23 protein-coding genes are annotated in these 19,489 nt (G+C 60.9%); 13 read left to right on the forward strand and 10 right to left on the reverse strand.

Annotated elements, in window-relative coordinates; translation table 11 throughout:
* Positions 1 to 6: 6 nt before the first annotated feature.
* The 3 genes from J3P81_RS06990 to J3P81_RS07000 all read right to left on the reverse strand — a co-directional run bounded on the left by J3P81_RS06990 (position 7) and on the right by J3P81_RS07000 (position 1,609).
* Positions 7 to 375 (reverse strand): cupin domain-containing protein, encoded by a 369-nt coding sequence (locus J3P81_RS06990; RefSeq protein WP_434562846.1) that lies wholly within the window; start codon positions 373 to 375, stop codon positions 7 to 9.
* 100 nt (positions 376 to 475) lie between these two features.
* Positions 476 to 1,282, reverse strand: coding sequence for an AraC family transcriptional regulator (locus J3P81_RS06995; protein ID WP_434562848.1), 807 nt, complete (start codon positions 1,280 to 1,282; stop codon positions 476 to 478).
* Positions 1,283 to 1,417: 135 nt separating this feature from the next.
* Entirely contained in the window at positions 1,418 to 1,609 is a 192-nt protein-coding gene (locus J3P81_RS07000; protein WP_249873713.1) for a YegP family protein, read from the reverse strand.
* 162 nt (positions 1,610 to 1,771) lie between these two features.
* Here J3P81_RS07000 and J3P81_RS07005 point away from each other — a divergent pair, with 162 nt between their 5' ends.
* From J3P81_RS07005 to J3P81_RS07040, 8 genes are all read left to right on the forward strand, one after another.
* Positions 1,772 to 2,707 carry a LysR substrate-binding domain-containing protein gene (locus tag J3P81_RS07005; RefSeq protein WP_434562850.1) on the forward strand — a complete coding sequence of 312 codons (936 nt, stop codon included), beginning with the start codon at positions 1,772 to 1,774 and terminating at the stop codon, positions 2,705 to 2,707.
* Positions 2,708 to 2,778: 71 nt separating this feature from the next.
* A complete protein-coding gene (locus J3P81_RS07010) occupies positions 2,779 to 3,144 on the forward strand; it encodes a 5-carboxymethyl-2-hydroxymuconate Delta-isomerase (protein ID WP_420766696.1) in 366 nt (121 codons plus the stop codon).
* A gap of 372 nt (positions 3,145 to 3,516) precedes the next feature.
* Positions 3,517 to 4,890 (forward strand): glutamine synthetase family protein, encoded by a 1,374-nt coding sequence (locus J3P81_RS07015; RefSeq protein ID WP_434562852.1) that lies wholly within the window; start codon positions 3,517 to 3,519, stop codon positions 4,888 to 4,890.
* A gap of 162 nt (positions 4,891 to 5,052) precedes the next feature.
* Complete coding sequence (locus J3P81_RS07020; protein ID WP_434562854.1) at positions 5,053 to 6,702, forward strand: phosphoethanolamine transferase; 1,650 nt, start codon at positions 5,053 to 5,055, stop codon at positions 6,700 to 6,702.
* 64 nt (positions 6,703 to 6,766) lie between these two features.
* Positions 6,767 to 7,408: a class I SAM-dependent methyltransferase gene (locus tag J3P81_RS07025; RefSeq protein WP_420766693.1), complete on the forward strand. Its 642-nt coding sequence runs from the start codon at positions 6,767 to 6,769 to the stop codon at positions 7,406 to 7,408.
* A gap of 121 nt (positions 7,409 to 7,529) precedes the next feature.
* Entirely contained in the window at positions 7,530 to 8,663 is a 1,134-nt protein-coding gene (gene rnd, locus J3P81_RS07030; RefSeq protein ID WP_420766692.1) for a ribonuclease D, read from the forward strand.
* Complete coding sequence (locus tag J3P81_RS07035; RefSeq protein WP_420766691.1) at positions 8,660 to 8,953, forward strand: YcgL domain-containing protein; 294 nt, start codon at positions 8,660 to 8,662, stop codon at positions 8,951 to 8,953. The genes rnd and J3P81_RS07035 overlap by 4 nt, the downstream gene beginning before the upstream one ends.
* A 122-nt stretch (positions 8,954 to 9,075) precedes the next feature.
* Positions 9,076 to 10,008 (forward strand): D-2-hydroxyacid dehydrogenase, encoded by a 933-nt coding sequence (locus J3P81_RS07040; RefSeq protein ID WP_434562856.1) that lies wholly within the window; start codon positions 9,076 to 9,078, stop codon positions 10,006 to 10,008.
* Between the two features lie 121 nt (positions 10,009 to 10,129).
* Here the strand turns inward: J3P81_RS07040 and J3P81_RS07045 are convergent, their stop codons facing one another.
* Entirely contained in the window at positions 10,130 to 10,723 is a 594-nt protein-coding gene (locus tag J3P81_RS07045) for a nitroreductase family protein (protein ID WP_434562858.1), read from the reverse strand.
* A 159-nt stretch (positions 10,724 to 10,882) separates the two neighbouring features.
* Here J3P81_RS07045 and J3P81_RS07050 point away from each other — a divergent pair, with 159 nt between their 5' ends.
* Both J3P81_RS07050 and J3P81_RS07055 read left to right on the forward strand, forming a co-directional pair.
* Positions 10,883 to 11,332, forward strand: a complete 450-nt coding sequence (locus tag J3P81_RS07050) for a YcgN family cysteine cluster protein (protein ID WP_420766688.1) — start codon at positions 10,883 to 10,885, stop codon at positions 11,330 to 11,332.
* 35 nt (positions 11,333 to 11,367) lie between these two features.
* Positions 11,368 to 12,597, forward strand: coding sequence for a hypothetical protein (locus J3P81_RS07055; RefSeq protein ID WP_420766687.1), 1,230 nt, complete (start codon positions 11,368 to 11,370; stop codon positions 12,595 to 12,597).
* A gap of 121 nt (positions 12,598 to 12,718) precedes the next feature.
* Here the strand turns inward: J3P81_RS07055 and J3P81_RS07060 are convergent, their stop codons facing one another.
* The 4 genes from J3P81_RS07060 to J3P81_RS07075 form a co-directional block, all read right to left on the reverse strand.
* Positions 12,719 to 13,096 carry a YgaP family membrane protein gene (locus J3P81_RS07060; RefSeq protein ID WP_434562860.1) on the reverse strand — a complete coding sequence of 126 codons (378 nt, stop codon included), beginning with the start codon at positions 13,094 to 13,096 and terminating at the stop codon, positions 12,719 to 12,721.
* A 77-nt stretch (positions 13,097 to 13,173) separates the two neighbouring features.
* On the reverse strand, positions 13,174 to 13,644 hold the full coding sequence (locus J3P81_RS07065; protein WP_420766685.1) for an RNA methyltransferase: 471 nt from the start codon (positions 13,642 to 13,644) through the stop codon (positions 13,174 to 13,176).
* Between the two features lie 203 nt (positions 13,645 to 13,847).
* Positions 13,848 to 14,222 carry a YajD family HNH nuclease gene (locus J3P81_RS07070; RefSeq protein WP_003184246.1) on the reverse strand — a complete coding sequence of 125 codons (375 nt, stop codon included), beginning with the start codon at positions 14,220 to 14,222 and terminating at the stop codon, positions 13,848 to 13,850.
* A 48-nt stretch (positions 14,223 to 14,270) separates the two neighbouring features.
* Positions 14,271 to 14,957 (reverse strand): spermidine synthase, encoded by a 687-nt coding sequence (locus J3P81_RS07075; RefSeq protein ID WP_039593339.1) that lies wholly within the window; start codon positions 14,955 to 14,957, stop codon positions 14,271 to 14,273.
* Positions 14,958 to 15,033: 76 nt separating this feature from the next.
* Between J3P81_RS07075 and J3P81_RS07080 the strand changes: the two genes are divergently transcribed.
* Entirely contained in the window at positions 15,034 to 15,318 is a 285-nt protein-coding gene (locus tag J3P81_RS07080; RefSeq protein WP_434562862.1) for a hypothetical protein, read from the forward strand.
* A gap of 40 nt (positions 15,319 to 15,358) precedes the next feature.
* Here the strand turns inward: J3P81_RS07080 and J3P81_RS07085 are convergent, their stop codons facing one another.
* Complete coding sequence (locus J3P81_RS07085) at positions 15,359 to 15,832, reverse strand: cyclic nucleotide-binding domain-containing protein (RefSeq protein ID WP_420766683.1); 474 nt, start codon at positions 15,830 to 15,832, stop codon at positions 15,359 to 15,361.
* 130 nt (positions 15,833 to 15,962) lie between these two features.
* Positions 15,963 to 18,017, reverse strand: coding sequence for a S9 family peptidase (locus J3P81_RS07090; protein WP_434562864.1), 2,055 nt, complete (start codon positions 18,015 to 18,017; stop codon positions 15,963 to 15,965).
* A gap of 159 nt (positions 18,018 to 18,176) precedes the next feature.
* Between J3P81_RS07090 and J3P81_RS07095 the strand changes: the two genes are divergently transcribed.
* Together J3P81_RS07095 and J3P81_RS07100 are read left to right on the forward strand one after the other, a co-directional pair.
* On the forward strand, positions 18,177 to 18,671 hold the full coding sequence (locus tag J3P81_RS07095) for an MFS transporter (protein WP_434562866.1): 495 nt from the start codon (positions 18,177 to 18,179) through the stop codon (positions 18,669 to 18,671).
* Between the two features lie 31 nt (positions 18,672 to 18,702).
* Entirely contained in the window at positions 18,703 to 19,479 is a 777-nt protein-coding gene (locus tag J3P81_RS07100) for a class II glutamine amidotransferase (protein WP_420766680.1), read from the forward strand.
* The last annotated feature ends 10 nt before the right edge of the window (positions 19,480 to 19,489 follow it).

Genomic DNA, 19,489 nt, shown 5'->3' on the forward strand with positions numbered 1-19,489 from the left:
GCCCGGTCAGATCCAGACGTCATTGACTGCGGTTCGCGTATTGATTTGCTCCCCCGTGTTGATGACGCCCCGCGGTTCGATCAACAACAACTTCACTTCCCGCTCGGCACTGGGTTTGTGTTCGACGCCTTTCTTGACCACATACATCTCGCCCGGGCCAATCATGACGGCGCCGTCGCGAAAGTCGATGCGCAGTTCACCTTCCAGCACGATAAAGGTTTCGTCGGTATCGGCATGGGTGTGCCAGATAAAATCGCCTTCGAGACGAGCAATCTTGAACTGGTAGTCGTTCATCTCGGCGACAACCTTGGGTGCCCATTGCTCATGGAACAGCGCGTATTTCTGCGCGAAGTTAATGGGGGAGTAATGATTCATCGCGGTACGCTCCTCAATTGAAAGTGAGTGCTACGTTAGGGGCTGGATCGTCGCGGGTATTGGATGATCGTGCAGCTTTCTGCTGGAGGGGCGCAGGGCTTCAGCGCAGCATTTTCAGCCAGCGTGCCGGTGAAAGACCAAAGGACTGGGTATGGAGCCGCGTCATGTGGCTCTGGTCGAAAAAGCCACAGGCCAGCGCCGCTTCACTCAAGGGCATGCCTTGCAATACCAGGCGACGAGCTTCGCTCAACCGACGTTGGGTGATGTAGCGATAGGGGCTGGTGCCGTACAAGGCGCGAAAGTCCCGCGACAGGCTCCATCGGTCCCGGCCACTGGCCTGCACCAAGTCGTCGAGGGTAATGGGTTGGTCAAGGGCATCATGAATGAACAGCCGCGCGCGTTCCGCAGCAGGGTAGTCAAGCAGCCTGCGGCCTCGTCGGCTCCCTGACGCGACGGCGAGCGCCTGGGCCAGGTCGTAGATGGCATCCTCTTCCTCCAGTGGATCGAGACGATGCTCGAGGCTGGCCAATAACCGGCGGGTCGCTATGTTGAGTCGTGGATCGTTCGAAAGTCCGCCTTCGATGAAGGGCAGTGACCTGCCGCCCAACACTTGTTGGATCAACGCGGGCTCAATGTAGGACATCCGGTAACGAAAGCCATCGCTCGTTCCGGCCTCCCCATCATGCACCTCGTCCGGGTGCAGGACGATGGTTCCGCCGGGCTGGCTATGGCGCTTGCTGTGCCGGTAATTGAAGCTCTGGACGCCGGAAAGCGTGAAGCCGATGGCATAGGTGTCATGCCGATGGGTGTTATACCCATGACCGCTGAAATAGGCCTCGATGCGTTCCAGTTTCCTCGATTCAGGCGCACGCATCAGCCAGTCGCGATGGTGACTGAATTGACTCATGAGCTCCGACCTCTCGCTGTTGTCTGCACACGATACCCGCCTGCCAGCTCGCGTCGCAGCAAAAAACTCAACTCAAGTTCGGGTAAAGCTGCTCTGGTGCAGAGCAGCTTGCGCATCCGCCGCCCATGGACGGCTTCAGATTTCCTTTACGGGCGTCTCGCCGTGGGCACTTTTGATCAATCCGATAACGTGCAGGCAGTCGGCCTTGTTCACATAGGACTCGCCGCTGGCGATGGTTTCGTGATTGCCGGCCCTCAGGCGCCAGCGCCACTGGCCTCGTCCGGTGCTTGGGGTTCCTCGGGTCTGTCGGTAGATTTCAAAATACATCGGTTCGCTCCCTGCGATTTATTCATTCAAGACATGTTCTGGACATGTCGTCGCAAGCCTAGCCAAGCTGCACGTTTTCGCTATGGGGAAAACGTTTCCAATGATGATGGGATATTTCAGCGAATTTCAGCGCTGCTCAAACTGATAACCAGGAGCGAAAGGATGAACCGCAACGAATTGCGCAAGGCCGACATCAACCTCATGGTCGTCTTTGAAACGTTGATGCTGGAGCGTAACGTGACACGGGCAGCCGAAAAGCTGTTCCTGGGGCAGCCGACCATCAGTTCCGCGCTCAACCGCTTGCGCAAAATGTTCAACGACCCGTTGTTCATTCGCGTCGGCCACCGCATGGAGCCGACCGTCCGCGCCAAGGAAATCGTCCAGCACTTGTCGCCGGCCCTGGACTCGCTGTCGGTGGCCCTGAGCCTGACCCACGATTTCGACCCCGCCAGCAGCACCATGACATTTCGCATCGGCCTGTCGGATGACGTAGAGTTTGGCCTGCTTCCCCCGCTGTTGCGCAGCTTGCGCCAGGAAGCGCCGCAAATCGTGTTTGTCGTCCAGCATGTCGATTATTGGCGCATCCCCGATCTGCTGGCTTCCGGCGAGATCACTGCTGGCATCAGCCAGACCCGCGGGCTGCCGGCTAACGCCAAGCGCAAACTGCTGCGGCACATCCAGCCCTGTGTGTTGCGGGCCGACGCTTCGGACAAGCCGCTGACGCTGGATGAATATTGTTCGCGGCCCCATGTGCTGGTTTCCCATACCGCCAACATCGCCGGGTTGGCTGACGAATGGCTGGCGGAGATCGGTCGCAAGCGCCAGGTGGTGTTGTCAGTGCCCCAGTACAGCGCCCTGCCGGCGTTGCTGGCCGGCACTGATCTTATCGCCAGCCTGCCGGACTACACCGCCACGGCCATGGCCGCTTCCGGTCACTTGTTCAGCGAGCCATTTCCCTTCAAGACGCCGACGCTGGACCTGTCCATGGTCTGGCTGAGCCATGTCGACAACGATCCGGCGGAGCGCTGGTTGAGGTCCCGGCTGGAGGCCTTCATGAGCGAGCGCATGGGAGCGATGGGCGAAACAAAACCTGCCTGAAAGCACAAAGTCGAGGTATGGTTGCGCCAACCCATTCCAGCAATCACTTTTTTCGAATCGGAGTCGAACGCATGCCTCACTTGCACATGGAGTACACCGCCAACCTGACCGAGCTGAACGCTGATGTCGCGCTGTTGCGCTTGAACAATGCGCTGGTAGCCTCGGGGCAGTTCGCTGCCGAGTTCGACATCAAGAGCCGGGCCGTGAAGCTCGAGACGTTCCGCGTAGGAACCGGCATGGGGGAGCGGGCTTTCGTGCATGTGAAACTGGCCTTGCTGAGCGGCCGTTCACCGGAAATCAAAAAACAGCTGGCGGACAGCCTGCTGGTGGTAATTCAGGACCTGGGCCCTTGGCCCGCCGGCGTTAGCGTGCAGTTGTGCGTGGAACTGCTGGATATTGACCGTGGCCCGTACGCCAAGGCTGCCATCGGTTTTTAATGTCTGTTCGAGCGGTGCGATTGTTTAGCGCGAGTCGATCCAGACTCCGCTAAATGATGGTTTAACGGTCAATGGCGTCGTGTGACGCTTGAACCGAACATTTCCTGTGATATCTCTATGGACGGTTGGCCCGCAGGCCCTGCATACCCACCACTCACCGCTGAGGGGGCGGCTGGCGGTCGCATACCTGCCATCGCACCTTCATCCTGCGCGCTGCCCTGTGAACTGGCGTTCTGGGCGCTCTGGCATTGCCGCCATGCGCGTCCCCCAGACCTTCGTATTTCCTGTTGATCCTTGAACTGTGCTCGTCGCTGGCGAGTACAGCCTGACGGCGCCTGGTCGTCCGTCCGACATGAATATACGAGTGTGTCCATGAATCTTTCTTTTGCATCCGAGCAACAGGCCCAGGCGTTCCTGGCGCAAAACCCGGATATCGAGCTGTTCGAATTGTTTATCGTCGACAACAACGGCGTGCCCCGGGGCAAGTGGCTGCATCGGGACGAATTGCTCGCGGTCTATCAAAGTGGCCGGCCACTGCCCAGCACGATTCTGGGGCTGACCGTCAATGGCGACGACGTGGAGAATTCCGGCCTGGTCTGGGACGTGGGTGACATTGATTGCCGGGCCTATCCCATCAGCGGCAGCTTGCAACGCATGCCCTGGCGGCAGATTCCCACCGCCGCGGTGCAAGTGGCCATGCATCCCCAGGAGGGCATGCCGGCGGCCATCGCCGATCCCCGCCATCTGCTCGGCCGGGTCATCGATGAATTGCAGGCGGACGGCTATTACCCAGTGATGGCGGCGGAGCTGGAGTTCTACCTGTTGGATGGGCAGCGCGACAGCGAGGGCCGGCCCCAACCGGCGCGGGACGCCGACGGCAGCAGGCCGCGCCATACCCAGGTCTATGGCTTGCGTGAACTGGAGCAGATCGAGCCCTTTCTCGCCGATCTCTATGCCGCCTGCAAACTGCAGGGCATTGCGGCCCGGACAGCCATTTCCGAATACGCTCCGGGGCAGGTGGAAATCACCCTCGAACACCGTGCCGATGCCTTGCAAGCCATGGATGAAGCGGTGCGCTACAAACGACTGGTCAAGGGCGTGGCCCATAAACATGGGATGGCGGCGTGTTTCATGGCCAAGCCATTCGAGCATCTGGCGGGATCTGGCCTGCACATGCACGTCAGCCTCGCGGACCGGGATGGCAACAATCTGTTTGCCAGCGAAGCCGCCGATGGCACGCCGTTACTGCGTCAAGCGGTGGGCGGTATGCTCGAAACGTTGCTCGACTCGCTGTTGATGTTCTGTCCGAACGCCAATTCCTACCGTCGGTTTCAAAGCAACAGCTACGCGCCGCTGGGGGCGACGTGGGGCGTGGACAATCGCACCGTCAGCTTGAGGGTGCCCGGCGGCCCGGCGTCCTCGCGGCACATCGAGCATCGTATCTGTGGCGCCGATGCCAACCCCTACCTGGCTGCGGCGGCAATATTGGCTGGCATCCATCGGGGCATCCGCGGACAGTCTGATCCTGGTGCGCCTGTCGAAGGCAACGGCTATGCCCAGGCCACCCAATTATTGCCCACCGACTGGCTCACGACTTTACGCGCCCTGGAGGCGTCCACTTGGGCGCGGGACGCTTTTGGGGAGGCGTTCCTCGGTGTCTACCTGGCGGTCAAACGTGCGGAGTATCGCCAGTTCATGGGTGAGGTCGGCGAGCAGGATTGGCGTTGGTACCTGAACCAGGCCTGAGGGCGTTCAGGAAGATTTAAATAATTATTTAACGGCAACTTTTTCACGAAAAATTGATGGTGGGCTACCTAAAGTTTGTGCTGCCGTAGGGAATGAATTTTCACATTTTCCTTGCGGCGCTTTTCTTTTTTAGAGCAACTTTTCAGGAAGTTTCCACCCATCATGCTGACTATCAAAGCCGTGCGCCCCGAGTGGGTGACGCTGGCCGCCAGTGCCTTTTTGTTAGTGGGTTTCAATCTGATCCTCTGGCAGCATCTGCTCACCATAACCGCATCCGATGGGCACGGTGCGCTGCTGTGCCTGGCGTTTGGCGTGATGGTGTTCTGCGCGTTCAACCTGGTGCTCACGCTGCTGGCGTTCCGGCCGCTGCTAAAGCCGTTGTTGATGGCGCTGTTTATGATCAGCGCTGGCGTGGCATATTTCATGGCCGAGTACGGCGTGTTGATCGATGCCGGGATGTTGCGCAACTTCGCCGAAACCAATGCCACGGAAGTTCGCGACCTGTTGTCGTTCAAGTTGTTTGCCTATTTATTCTCGTTGGGAGTCCTGCCAGCCTGGTTGTTATTCAAGACACCGATAAAATATCGTCGCTGGCCCAAGGAGTTGTTAAGTAAGTTTTTGGTCTCCGTGGTCACGATTGCCGTGCTCGGCGGGGTGGCGTTGGTCAACTACCAGGGCTTGGCGTCGTTGTTTCGCAATCATCACGAGTTGCACTTGATGGTCGTGCCGAGCAACTACATCGGTGCGTCGATCGGCTATTTGCGCGAGCAGGTCGCATCGGCCAAACAACCGTTCATCCCGTTGGGCGAGGATGCGAGTCGCAACCCGGCCTGGCAAACCCATCCACGAAAATCTCTCACTGTGCTGGTCGTGGGCGAGAGCGCCCGTGCCGAGAACTTCGGCATTCTTGGGTATAACCGTGATACCACGCCGCAACTGGACAAAGAGGCCGGCCTGATCGCCTTCACCGACGTGCATTCCTGTGGCACCGAAACCGCCGTGTCAGTGCCTTGCATGTTTTCCAACATGGGGCGCAAGAACTACGACGCGAGCAAGGCCAAGAACGAAGAGGGGTTGCTCGACGTGCTCAAGCACGCCGGGCTGGACGTTATCTGGCGCGACAATCAGTCCGGCTGCAAAGGCACCTGTGATCGGGTCACGGTGCAGGACGTGAGCAATCTCAAGGACCCGGCCCTGTGCGCCAACAGTGAATGCCGTGATGAAATCCTGCTTCAGGGCTTGCAGCACTTCATCGACAGCCTCGACAAGGACACCGTGCTGGTACTGCATCAGATGGGCAGCCATGGGCCGGAATACTTCAAGCGCTACCCCAAGGAATACGAGCATTTCACCCCGGTGTGTGAAAGCAACGCGTTGAACAACTGCAGCCGCGAAAGCATCGTCAACGGCTACGACAACACGCTGGTGTACACCGACCACGTGTTGTCGACGCTGATCGATCTGTTGCGGGCCAACCAGGACAAAGTCGACACGGCCATGCTGTACCTGTCGGACCATGGCGAATCCTTGGGCGAGTACAACCTGTTCCTCCATGGCACGCCCTACATGCTAGCGCCGGAGCAACAGAAACATGTGGCAATGCTGGCATGGTTCTCCGATAGCTATCAGAAGTCCTTTGCTGTCGACACCCATTGCTTGCAACTGAGTCGGGACAAGCCCCTGAGCCAGGACAACTTGTTTCATTCGATGATTGGGCTGTTGGAAGTCAACAGCAAGGTCTACAACCCGGACCTCGATCTGTTTGCCAATTGCCGGGGAGCGGTGATCGATGGCGTGCTTGCCCGGGAATGATTCCTACACCTTTTTTTCACCTGGCGTTGTTTAAGCTGTTGTCGAATCTTCCATGAGCGTAAGTATGTCCGGGCAACCCCCATCCACCGTCGAGCTTGAATTCGCCAGGCAGCATGACCGAGAGCATGCACAAATCTGTCGCCAGCCGGTGCCCCGCCGTTTACGCCTGACCTTCTGGCGTGACGAGCAATTGGTGCGCAACGCCATGAAAGTAGCCGGTGAGCCTGGGCTGGTGTTGGATGTCGCGTGTGGAGCCGGGCGCTTCTGGCCGGTGTTGGCCGAACATGCCAACCGGGTCATCCTGGCGGCGGACCCTTCGCCGGACACCCTCGATCACGCACGCAGCCACCACGGTGGTGCGTTGCTCAAGCGGGTCAAGACCTTCCCCAGTTCGGCGTTTACCCTTGGGCTGTCAGCCAACGCCGTGGACTGCATTTTCTGCCTGCAACTGTTTCAGCACATCAAGGCCAGCGAACATCGCCAGGCCTTGTTGCGCGAGTTTCATCGGGTCAGCCGCGATACGGTGGTCGTGTCGGTCCGGATCGAAGGGCGTCTCAAGCTCGGCCAGCCTGGGCGGCGAATCCTGGCTGGCAAGAACGACGTCGAAGGGGAGTTTGTCGAAGCCGGTTTCAGTGTGCTGTGGTATCAGGATTTCCTTCCGGGTTTCGCCTTGAGACGGGTTTATGTATTGCGCAAGGCCAGTTAAGTTCTGATGTAGGACTATTCTTGCGATTGCGTAGGCGATTTCTCTCAAGCTCTTGCTCCGTAGATGCTCGCAATCGCCGACGGCGATATATACTGCGCGCCATTCTTCAAGGGAGAGCCGTGTGGCCATCGATATTCACTGGATTCGCGACAACGATAGCCTCGGTCGGTTTTGCGCCGAATGGCAACAGTTGCCGTTCGTCGCCCTCGACACCGAATTCATGCGGGTCGACACCTTCTATCCCATCGCCGGCTTGCTGCAGATTGGCGATGGTAAAAGTGCGTACCTGATCGACCCCTTGAGCATCGACAATTGGCAGCCCTTGGCCGCGCTGCTGGAAAATCCGGCTGTGCTCAAGGTGCTTCATGCCTGCAGCGAAGACCTGGAAGTCCTGCTACGCCTGACGGGCAGCCTGCCCGCGCCGCTGTTCGACACCCAACTGGCCGCCGCCTACCTGAACCTGGGTTTTTCCATGGGTTACTCGCGGTTGGTGCAGGAGGTGCTGGGCATCGAGTTGCCCAAGGGCGAGACGCGCTCCGACTGGCTGCAGCGACCCTTGTCCGAGACGCAGATCAGCTACGCCGCGGAGGACGCGGTGCATCTGGCGGAAGTCTTTGTAGAGCTGCGTCCCAAGCTTTGCGACGACAAATACGCCTGGGTGCTGGAAGACGGCGCCGAACTGGTCGCCAACCTGCGTCGCGAAGTGGACCCCTACGAGGTTTACCGCGAGGCTAAGCTGGCCTGGAAACTGTCCCGCGCGCAGTTGGCCGTGCTGCGCGAACTGTGTGCCTGGCGCGAGCGCGAGGCGAGGGCTCGTGATTTGCCGCGCAACCGGATCATTCGCGAGCACTCGTTGTGGCCCCTGGCCCGCACGCAGCCGGATAACCTCGCTGCGCTGGCAAAAATCGAAGACATGCATCCGCGTACCGTGCGTCAGGACGGTGAGTTCCTGCTGGACCTGATCAAGCGCGCGGGCAGCGTGCCGCCCGAACAGTGGCCGCCCGCCGTGGCTGAACCCTTGCCCATCGAGGCCTCGGCGCTGCTCAAGCGTCTCAAGGCACTGGGACAGGCCGAAGCCGAGCGCCTGGGCATCGCCCCGGAATTGATGCTGCGCAAGAAAACCCTCGAAGCCCTGATCAAGAGTGGCTTTCCCGAGGGCCCTTACCAACTGCCCGATTCGCTGCGTGGCTGGCGCCGCGAGTTGATGGGCCAGGCATTGCTCGACAGCCTGGCCACCGCCGGAGAACAGCCTTGAAACGAATTTGCTCCATCTACCGAAGCTCGAAGAAAAACGAGATGTACCTGTACGTGCTCAAGAGCGACGCGTTGGCCCGTGTGCCGGAACCGTTGATGGCGGCATTCGGCAAGGCCATCCACGCATTCGACCTGGTATTGAGCCCGGAGCGCCAGTTGTCCCGGGAGGACATCGGCAAGGTGCTGGAGAACCTCGACACCCAGGGTTATCACCTGCAAATGCCACCGGCCGAAGATGAGTACATCGAGCATCTGCCTGAAGAGTTGCTGCGACGCAACGATCCGGTCTGACGATGCCTGGGCGCCTGTCCAGGCGCCTGTTGAAAACGAAAAATGATTATTGGCGATTGGCCGCAAGGATGGAGCGATACTCTGTCAGCGGTCGTCTGCACTGTTTTTGAAAGGTTTGATTCATGCGCGTTCTGATTGCCGAACACGACCACGCGGTCTATGCCCAGCTCCTGCGTCAGGCTGCACCCGATATCGAGGTGCTGACCAGCGGCGATTCCGCCGAGCTGTCGCGGCTTGCCACCGACTGCCCGGTCTGGCTCGGCCAGCCTGATCTATTGGCGACGCTGTTGCGTCAGGGCCATCGACCCCGTTGGTTGCAATCGACGTGGGCGGGCATCACGCCGCTGCTGGCCGAGGGCCTGACCCGCGAGTACCGCCTGACCCGCGCAGTGGGCATCTTTGGCCAAGTGATGGCTGAATATGTATTGACCTACATGCTGGGGCATGAGCGCGAGGTGCTGGCTCGGCTGGTCAGCCAGGTGGAGCGCAAGTGGGACAACCGCCAGGGGCAAAGCCTGGCGGGGCGCAAGGTGCTGATCGTCGGAACCGGCGATATCGGCCAGCGCGTGGCGCAGTTCCTGGTGCCGTTTGGCGTGCAGTTGTACGGCATCGCCAGTGAAGCCCGTGAGTTGGCGCCGTTTATCGAAGTCGGTGCGCTGGCGGATTTGCCGCGGTTGGTGGGCGAGATGGATTACGTGATCAACCTGCTGCCGAACACGCCGGATACCCATGACATCTACGACGCCGCGCTGTTCAAGCGATTCAAGCCCACCGGTTTGTTTATCAATGTCGGCCGTGGCGTGGCCGTGGTTGATGCCGACCTGGTGCAAGCCCTGAAGGACGGGCACCTGGCCGGGGCGGTGATCGATGTGTGTCGCCAGGAGCCGTTGCCGCAGCGCCATCCGTTCTGGACGGCTTGGGGCTTGCTGTTGACGGGGCATAGCTCGGCACCGACCTCGCCGTCCATGATGGTGCAGCTGTTCCTGGAGAACCTGCGCGCTTACCAGGCTGGCGAAGCGCTGCGTGGGGAAGTGGATTTCAGTCGGGGCTATTGAGCAAGCCCCGATCAAACTGTGGAAGCGAGCTTGCTCGCGATAGCGGTGTGTCAGTTGCCATCAAAAGTGACTGGCCTGACGCCATCGCGAGCAAGCTCGCTCCCACTGTTGCTTGTGACGCTCAGAGAGTGAAATCCCCCTCGGCCACCAGTTCGCTCAACGGCCGGCGCGGGCTTGGGACTTCGCGGGCCTGGAGGTAGTCGGCCAAGGTGGATTTATCCCCCAGCTTGCCGATCGCCACGGCGGCATGCAGGGCGTAGCCGTCCGGGATTTTCAATTCCTTGCGGGTCAGCTCCTGGTCGAAGCCGGCCATGCCATGGGTATGCCAGCCGCTTAGGCTCGCTTGCAGCGCCAGATGGCCCCACGCCGCGCCGGTGTCGAAGGTGTGGCATTGCGCCGGGGTTTCTTCGGTGGCGCCGGGCACCGCGAACGTGGTTTTCGAGGCAATGATCACCAGCGCCGAGGCGTGCCGGGCCCAGCCACGGTTGAACTCGTTGAGCAGGCCCAGGTAACGCTCCCAGTTCGGCGTGTCGCGACGGGCATAAAGGAAGCGCCACGGCTGTGAGTTGTAGGCCGAAGGCGCCCAGCGCGCGGCTTCGAAGAAACTCAGCAAGGTTTCTTCCGCAATATGTTCGCCAGTGAAAGCGCGGGGGGACCAGCGTTCGATGAATTGGGGATGGATCGCGTAGTCGGCAATGCGGGAGTTGGCGCTCATGGGTTCACCTTGGCTAGGTTAGGGAATCTGATGACGCAACCTACGTCCCGGTGTGTGGCCTGACAAGTCCCTTCTACCGACAGTCGCCAATGCTTGGCCTCACGAAGCCTCGGCACTAGACTGTCGGCCTTTTCACCACGTGATGTTGATGCTCGAGCCATGGCCGCCAAAGTCGAACCGTTCTGGATACGCAAAACCCTCGATCAGCTCGATCCGCAGGAGTGGGAATCGTTGTGCGACGGCTGTGGCCTGTGCTGCCTGCAAAAGCTCGAGGACGAAGACGACAACGCCGTCTATTACACGCGCATCGCCTGCAAACTGCTGGACCTGAAGACCTGCCAGTGCACCGACTACCCCAACCGCCGCGACTTCGTTCCCGATTGCATACAGCTTACGCCGGGCAAGGCCGACGAGTTCAAATGGCTGCCGCCGACCTGCGGTTATCGCCTGGTCAGCGAGGGCAAGGATTTGCCGCTGTGGCACCACTTGGTCTGTGGCGACCGGGATGCCGTGCATCACGAGCGCATTTCCCAGTCGGGGCGCATGCTGGCCGAAGGCAGCGTGGCTGAAGAAGATTGGGAAGATCATCTGATTTTCCGCGCTGGTTGAATCAAAAGACATCGCATCGCATCACGGGAGCGCCCATGGCTTCAGGATTGAGACAGACACTGGCGGCGGGGCTGCTGGCGGTGTGCGGGCCGCTGTGGGCGGCGCAGAAAGTCGATCTGGATTATCACGTGCACTTGTTGCCGCAGAGCGACCAGGCTGAAGTGCGCCTGACCCTCGCGCGGGGCTCGGCGGTGCGCAGCCTGGATTTTGACCTCGGCGATGATGGCCGCTACAGCGATTTCAAGGCGGACGGCCAATGGCAGCTCACATCCGGCAAGGCGTCGCGAGGCGTCTGGCGTCCCGCTGCTGACAAGGCGAGCCTGACTTACCGCGTACGCATCAGCGAGTCGCGCAAGAACGGCTCTTTCGAAACCCGCATGACCCCTGGCTGGGCGCTGCTGCGCGGCGATGCCCTGGTGCCGCCGGCGAAGCTGGACCAGCAGGACGGCGTTGAGCTGGTGTCGCGCCTGGCGTTCGAGTTGCCGGGCGGCTGGCAAAGCATCGAGACGGCCTGGCCGCGTATCGGCAAGCAACGCTTTCGTATCGATAATCCATCTCGCCTCTTTGATCGCCCCACCGGTTGGATGCTTGCCGGCAAGCTCGGCAGTCGCCGCACGCGCCTGGGCGAGACCGACGTGACGGTGACTTCGCCCAAGGGCCAGGGCATGCGCAGGATGGACGTACTGACACTGCTGACGTTTGTCTGGCCGCAGGTTCAGGCGGTGGTGCCGCGTCATCCCGGCAAGTTGCTGATTGTCGGCGCTGGCGATCCGTTGTGGCGTGGCGCCCAGGCCGGCCGCGAATCGATTTATCTGCATAGCCGCCCACCGTTGGTCAGCGAGCGAGGCAGCAGCCCGTTGTTGCGCGAGTTGATGCAGGTGCTGGCGCGTATCAACGATCATGATCGCAGCGACTGGATCAGCGAAGGGTTCAATGAATACTACGCCATCGAATTGCTGCGCCGAGCCGGAGGCATGAGCGATGAGCGTTATCAGGCCCTGAACGATCGGCTCGCCCGGGACAGCAAGGGCGTCACCACGCTGCGCGGCGAGCAGATGAGCCCCGCGATGGTGTCCAGGGCGGTGCTGTTGTTGCAGGAGCTGGACCGGGAGATTCGCCTGAAGACTCGCAACAAGCGCTCGCTCGATGATGTGCTGCAGGCGGCGATGCGCCTGGAAACGGTCGACACCGAGGAATTTGTGCAGCTCAGCGAGAGCATTCTGGGTGGTGGTTCAACTGTTCTGGATACCCGGTTACTTCAGTAATACCGCTATCGTCGGAACGCCGCCCGGAGCAAGCTCGCTCCCACAGGGTTCTTGTGAACACCACAAATCCAATGTGGGAGCGAGCTTGCTCGCGATGAGGGCATCAGCGGCACTGCAAGAATCAGAGCCCAGCCCTAGGCGAACTCAACGAATCATTCCCCGTCACCGTGGCCGTACCTGTCGCCGCCTCGGCATTGGCCTTCATGCGGCTCAGTTCGTCGCCGGCCTGTTCGATGCGGGCGCGGGCGTCATGCAGATGCTGACGATTTCTTTCCAGCATGCTCTTGGCCGAACAATGCCCGGTGATGCCGCGCGCCAAGGCCATGCCACCGATTGCCAGTTGCGCCAGGCCGATCACCCCGCCGCGACGCAGACCCTTGCCCATCATCAGCACCCCGCCGGCCAATGAACCAATGCGCTCCCAGCCGTGAACGTTCTGTGGGCTGTGGGATTGGAAGGGGGTGGTTTCAACCGGCCCGAACGGATTGTTATCGCTCATGATCTGTCTCCAGTGTGGGAATTTGTATAAAGCTGACTGCCAGAGCGAATCCGTCGTTCCATGGAATTTCCCGCCGGTCAGCGGAATTGCGGTCCCGAGCGCGTGTTGTTGCCTTTGGCCATCCGGTCGTACAGCACGACGTTGACCGTGGCCGCCAGGTTCATGCAGCCATGAGTGGGGATGTAGATCACGTCTTCGCACCAGTCGCGGATGTCTTTGTCCAGCGAGCCGTCTTCCGGGCCGAAGATATACAAGGCGCGGTCCGGATGGGTGTATTCGGGCAACGGACGGGCGCCTTCCACCAGTTCGACGGCCACCGGCACGCAGCCCAGGGGCAGGATCTTTTTCAAGTCGTCGATGCCGATCAGCGGGATGTCGTAGTGGACTTTCTTGGTGTCGGTGACAAAGTCGGCCGCGCGTTCATAGCGTTTGCCGGTGTAGAACACCGACGCCACGCCGTAGCAGCCGGCGGCGCGCATGACCGAACCGACGTTTTCCGGTGACTTGGGGTTGAACAGACCGATGCAGCTGTAGCGTTTGTTGGCCACGGACGGGAGTGCCTTTGGGAAAAGGCGCGATTATACGGGGAATGGGGGAGGCTGGTCAGGTTCGAGATGTGTGGTGTTCGTTCGATCGTCATCGCGAGCAGGCTCGCTCCCACATTGAATTTTTTGGCGTTCAAAAAATTGTGGGAGCGAGCCTGCTCGCGATGGCGGCCTTGCAGCCTGTAAAGATTCTTCGATGATGCCAATCACTCGTCTTTTTTCATCAACCCCGCCAACGCGGCGAAGGGGTTGTGGGTCGCCTTGGCGATCTTCGGCGTACTCAGGGAGCCGTCGCCGAAATACTGCTGGTCGGTGTAGCGCGAGTGCTCGTTGTCGTGGCAATACAAGCACAGCAGTTCCCAGTTGGAACCGTCCTGCGGGTTGTTGTCGTGGTTGTGGTCGCGGTGGTGAACGGTCAGTTCGCTCAGGCGCTTGCCGGAAAATTCACGGGCGCAGCGGCCGCAGACGTGGGGGTACATTTTCAGGGCTTTGTCGCGGTAGCCCATCTCCCGGTCGCGCTGGGCGTCGGCGAGGATACGGTCCAGCTTGGCAGTGTTGGACGGCGGGGTGGACGAACTCATGGGTTCACCTTTGTAGAAAAGACTGATGACGGTTGGACAGAGTTTAGCTCAGCCCTTGAGCTTCTCGGCAATCCAGATGGTGTGGCGGGTGCCTTTGTTGCCATGGGCGAACACCTGCACCTCTTCAGCCTTGAAACCGGCCTTCTTCAGCTTGTCGGAAAACTGCCGGTCGGCGCTGGCCGACCATACGGCCAGTACGCCCTTGGGCCGCAGGGCCTTGGCGCAGGCGGCCAGGCCCCCGGCCGAATACAACCAGCTGTTGGCTTTCTGGGTCAGGCCTTCGGGGCCGTTGTCGACATCCAGCATGATCGCGTCGAACCCCTGAGGTTCGGCTTGCAACACCTTGGCAACGTCCTCCAGGCGGATCACCGTGCGTGGGTCCGACAGCGGTCGCCCGGCTTTTTCGCCCAAGGGGCCACGATTCCACTCCACCACGCCTGGCACCAGTTCAGCCACCACCACTTCAGCGCTCTTGCCCAAATGCTTGAGGGCCGAGGCGAGGGTAAAGCCCATGCCAAGCCCGCCGATCAGCACGCGCGAGCCGGGGCGACCGGCGACCTTGCGGCAGGGGATCTCGGCCAAGGCGTCTTCGGAACCGTGCATGCGGGTGTTCATCAGTTGCCCGCCGTCGCCGCCCTGGATCTTGATGACGAAATCCTCGCCATACTCGAACAGGCACAAGGCGCCGCCGTTGTCGGGGATAGGCGTGGTGTCGAGCAGAACAAAACGTTTCATGGAAATCTCATGGAGAAGAAGCAGACCGGCCCGGCAGGGGCTAGCCTGAAAGCAGACAATAGCCACGGAGCCATTGATGAAGTGCATCATTCTAACGGCCATTGCGCTGGTGACGCTCTCGATAAGTTGCGCCCAGGCCCAGCAACCGACGATTCCGGTCGCGCCGCCGAGCATTCCCGGCTCTCCCGGCACCGCCACGCCCATGCCGTATCCACCGGTTACGCCCAGCGGTGTCCCAAAGGTGGCGCCAGGAAACGGCCCGCCCCTGTTGCCGCCCATCGAAATGCCCAGGCCGCCCAAGGACCAGCCGATACCGGGTATGGAGCCGAAGCCGGAGAAGGCCAAGTCGCCGGGGGGGTAGATTGCGAATACGACGCCATCCCCTGTGTTTCAGCTAGGGGCTAGACCTGCTGCGACAGCAGCTGTCCATCCGCCATGCGCAGACGCTTGGAGAGGGAGACGGCGAGGGCGCGGATGATCTTGGCGGCGACCTTCGGTGCGTCGTTGAGCATTTTTTCCAATGAGTCCTTGCCCAGGTTCAGCAATTGGCAGTGAGTGGCCGCGATGCAGCTGGCCGAGCGCCGTTCGCCGTCGAGCACGGCCATTTCGCCGAACGCCCTGCCGCTGCGCAGTGTGGCAATGGTCACGGGTTGGCCGTCGGGGCCGGTTTTCTGCACGGCCACCTGCCCTGTATGAAGGATGCACATGAAACTGCCGGCATCGCCCTCGCGAAAAATCGCCTCGCCCTCGGCGACGGTGCTGATGCTGAAGTAACCCGATGCGGCGGCGAAGTCGACGGGCAGCAGTTGGTCGAACAGACCGCAGTCCATCAGCCAATCGCGGATTTGGTTGTTCAGTAAGGTCGGTTCTGACATGTCGTCACGGTCTTTTTCTTGTGCTCGTTGCGGTTTTGGAGTGCTTGGGTATCAGCCAATTCCCACAGAGGATTGTGTCAAATCCGGGCCCAGCGCATGGAGCTAAGACCCGGCCTTCACACAGAGTTCCTCAGGCCACTCCCAAAACCTTCAACACAAACGCATATTCGAGCGCTACGTCACGCAATCCCTGGTAGCGACCGCTCATGCCGCCATGGCCAGCGCCCAGTTCGGTCTTGAGCAGCAGCAGGTTGTCGTCGGTCTTGGTGGCCCGCAGCTTCGCGACCCACTTGGCCGCTTCCCAGTACTGCACGCGGCTGTCGTTGTAGCCAGCGATCACCAGCATCGCCGGATATTCCTGGGCGCGGACGTTTTCGTACGGGGCGTAGGCCCTGATCCGATCATAGACCTGCGGCTCCTCGGGATTACCCCATTCGTCGTATTCGGTCACCGTCAATGGCAACTCGGGATCGAGCATGGTGTTTAGAACATCGACAAACGGCACTTCGGCGATCGCGACCTTGAACAGCTCCGGGCGCTGGTTGAGCACCGCGCCGATCAATAGCCCACCGGCGCTGCCGCCGCTGATCGCCAACTGGCCGGCGGTGGTGAAGCCATTGGCGATCAGGTGTTCGGCGCAGGCGATGAAGTCGCTGAAGGTGTTGTGCTTGTGCTCTTGCTTGCCGGCGCGATACCAGGCTTCGCCCAGTTCACCGCCACCGCGCACATGGGCGATGGCAAACGCCACGCCGCGGTCCAGCAGGCTCAACCGTGAATGGGAAAACCACGGGTCGAGGCTTTCGCCATAGGCGCCGTAGCCATACAGATACAGCGGCACCGGCCGACCCAGGGCCTCGCGCTTGACCACCAGGCTGATGGGCACTTGCGTGCCGTCCGGTGCCGTGGCCCAAAGCCGTTGGCTGACATAGGCGTCGGCATCGAACGGACCCAGTACCGGGGTTTGCTTGAGCACGACCTGGTTGCCGCTGGCCAGGTCCAACTGGCGGATCTGGGCCGGGCGATTCAGTGCCTCGTAGCGCAGGCGGATGCGCTCACTGACGAATTCCAGGCTGTTCTGTACGTGCAGGCTGTAGGCCGCGTCTGGAAGTTGCACCCGATATGTCGGCGATCCCTGTGGGTGAACTTCGATGATCGGCAGGCCGCCTTCGCGCAAGCTCAAGGTCATGGCCATGGCGTTCAGGCTTAGGCCGTCGATCATCACCGTGTCGCTGTGGGGGATCAGGTTCTGCCAGTCGGCCTCGGTCGGCGCCTCGCCCGTGTCGACGGCCTCGTACAGCGCGAAGTTGATGCCGTCACGGTTGCTGCGGATAAACCAGGTCCAACGATCATCGAGCAAGCCGTGGTCGACGTCGTACTCATGGTTTTCCACCCGTGGCGCCACGCAGGTAAACGGTTGTTGCGGCTGCGCCGCGTCGAGCACCCAGACTTCACTCGTGGTCTTGCTGCTCAGGGACAGGATTAACTGTTTTTCCGAGCTGGAGCGGTAGCAATGCAGGAAAAACCGCCCGTCCGGCTCATGGAAGACCTCTTCGGCGGCGGTGCCGTCCAAACGATAACGAAACAGCTTATGCGGGCGATGGGTGTCGTCCAGTTCGCCAAAGAACAGCGTCAGGCTGTCGTTCGCCCAGGTCATGCTGCCATCACAGTTTTCGAAGGACAGTTCGCTGACCCTGTCGTTGGACAATTCCTTCACGAACAGCGTGTAGATCTCATCACCCGTGGTATCCAGGCTGTAGGCCAAGCGTTGGTGATCGGGGCTGATGCTGAACGCACCCAGGGCAAAGAATCCGCCGCCGGCCAGGGCGTTCGGGTCCAGCAACAGCTGTTCATGGCTTTCATCCACGGTCAGGCTGTCGTCGGCCGGACGCGGGCAGCGGTAGTGGCGCGGGTATTCGTCGCCCGCCGTGGTGCGGGTGTAATACAGGTAGGGACCCCAGGGCGAGGGCAGGGACAGGTCGGTTTCGAGGATCCGTCCCTTGATTTCCTTAAACAGCGTCTCGCGCAGTTCGGCCTGGTCGGCAAGCAGGGCCTCCTGGTAGCTGTTTTCAGCCTTTAGGTAATCGAGCACGGCGTCGGTGTCGCGGTCTTGCAGCCAGGCATACGGGTCGATACCAGGGGCCTTGCGGGCAATCGGGGCATCGGTAACGTGGGCAGATCGGGGCATGGAAAAACTCTCGAGCGTGATACGAAAAGGGACAAGTGCCTGGCGGGGTCAGTTCTGCCGCCGGACCGAAAAACTCTCCATGCCGGGCATCCGCTGGATGCCGGGGCAGCCTGACGAGCGAAAAGCCGTTACTATAAGCGCCTCTTTGCCTGCCTTGCCATGGACACCATGACCGAGAACGACTATCTGATTGCCTGGGGCCTGTACGCCTTTGCCGCCGTGGGCTGCCTCCTGGTTTGGATGCGCATGACCCGCTTCATGTGGCGCTGGTTGCGCGAGCCGCTGCGGCTGCTGATGGCGGTGTTGCTGTTCAGCCCCACCATCGTCGACCCGGTGAAGGAAAAGGTCGCGCCGGCCTTGGCCATCGTCGCCCTGGACGTATTGTTCAAGGTCGGCAACAACGTATGGCGCGCAGCGTCCGACCTGCTTATGTACGGCATGATCGCGTTCGGCCTTTATCTGATTTTCGTGCTGATCCGCTTCCCCATCGAACGCGCTGCCAACGCTCGCAGGGAACGGGCCGCCGCCGCTAAAACCGCCGCCGCTGCCGAGCCTGACGACGAGCCGCCGTTCGGCGTGGCCGGTGACGACCGTTACGGTCGCCCACCCGTGCCGAGCAACCCCCAGCGTTCGCGTATCGAACCGCGCCTGTAATCGGGCCGCCCATTCAAACGAGGGTTCGAGCATGTGTGAGTTATTGGGCATGAGCGCGAATGTGCCGACCGACATCGTGTTCAGCTTCACTGGGCTGATGCAGCGCGGCGGCAAGACCGGGCCGCACCGCGACGGCTGGGGCATCGCCTTTTACGAGGGCCGTGGCCTGCGCCTGTTCCAGGACCCGGCCGCGAGCAGCGAGTCTGAAGTGGCGAACCTGGTGCAGCGTTATCCGATCAAGAGCGAAGTGGTGATCGGGCATATCCGCCAGGCCAACGTCGGCAAGGTCTGCCTGTCCAATACGCACCCGTTCGTGCGGGAGTTATGGGGACGCAACTGGTGTTTCGCCCACAACGGCCAGCTCGCTGATTTCCAGCCGGGCGCAAGCTTCTACCGTCCGGTGGGTGATACCGACAGCGAAGCGGCGTTCTGCGACCTGCTTAACCGCGTGCGCCAGGCGTTTCCCGAGCCAGTGGACGTGGAACAGTTGCTGCCGTCGTTGATCGAGGCCTGCACCGAATACCGCAGCAAAGGCGTGTTCAACTGCTTGCTCAGCGATGGCGACTGGCTGTTCTGCTATTGCTCGACGAAACTGGCGCAGATAACCCGTCGCGCGCCGTTCGGCCCGGCGCGGCTCAAGGACGTGGACGTGATTGTCGATTTCCAGGCGGAAACCACCCCCAACGACGTGGTCACGGTGATCGCTACCGAACCCTTGACCGAAAACGAAACCTGGACCCGCTACGAGCCGGGCCAATGGAGCCTGTGGCGGCGCGGCGAATGCGTCAGCCACGGCCGGACCGAATAAGGACGTCACG

The organism is Pseudomonas sp. R1-6 (assembly GCF_051132115.1).
Taxonomy (GTDB): Bacteria; Pseudomonadota; Gammaproteobacteria; order Pseudomonadales; family Pseudomonadaceae; genus Aquipseudomonas.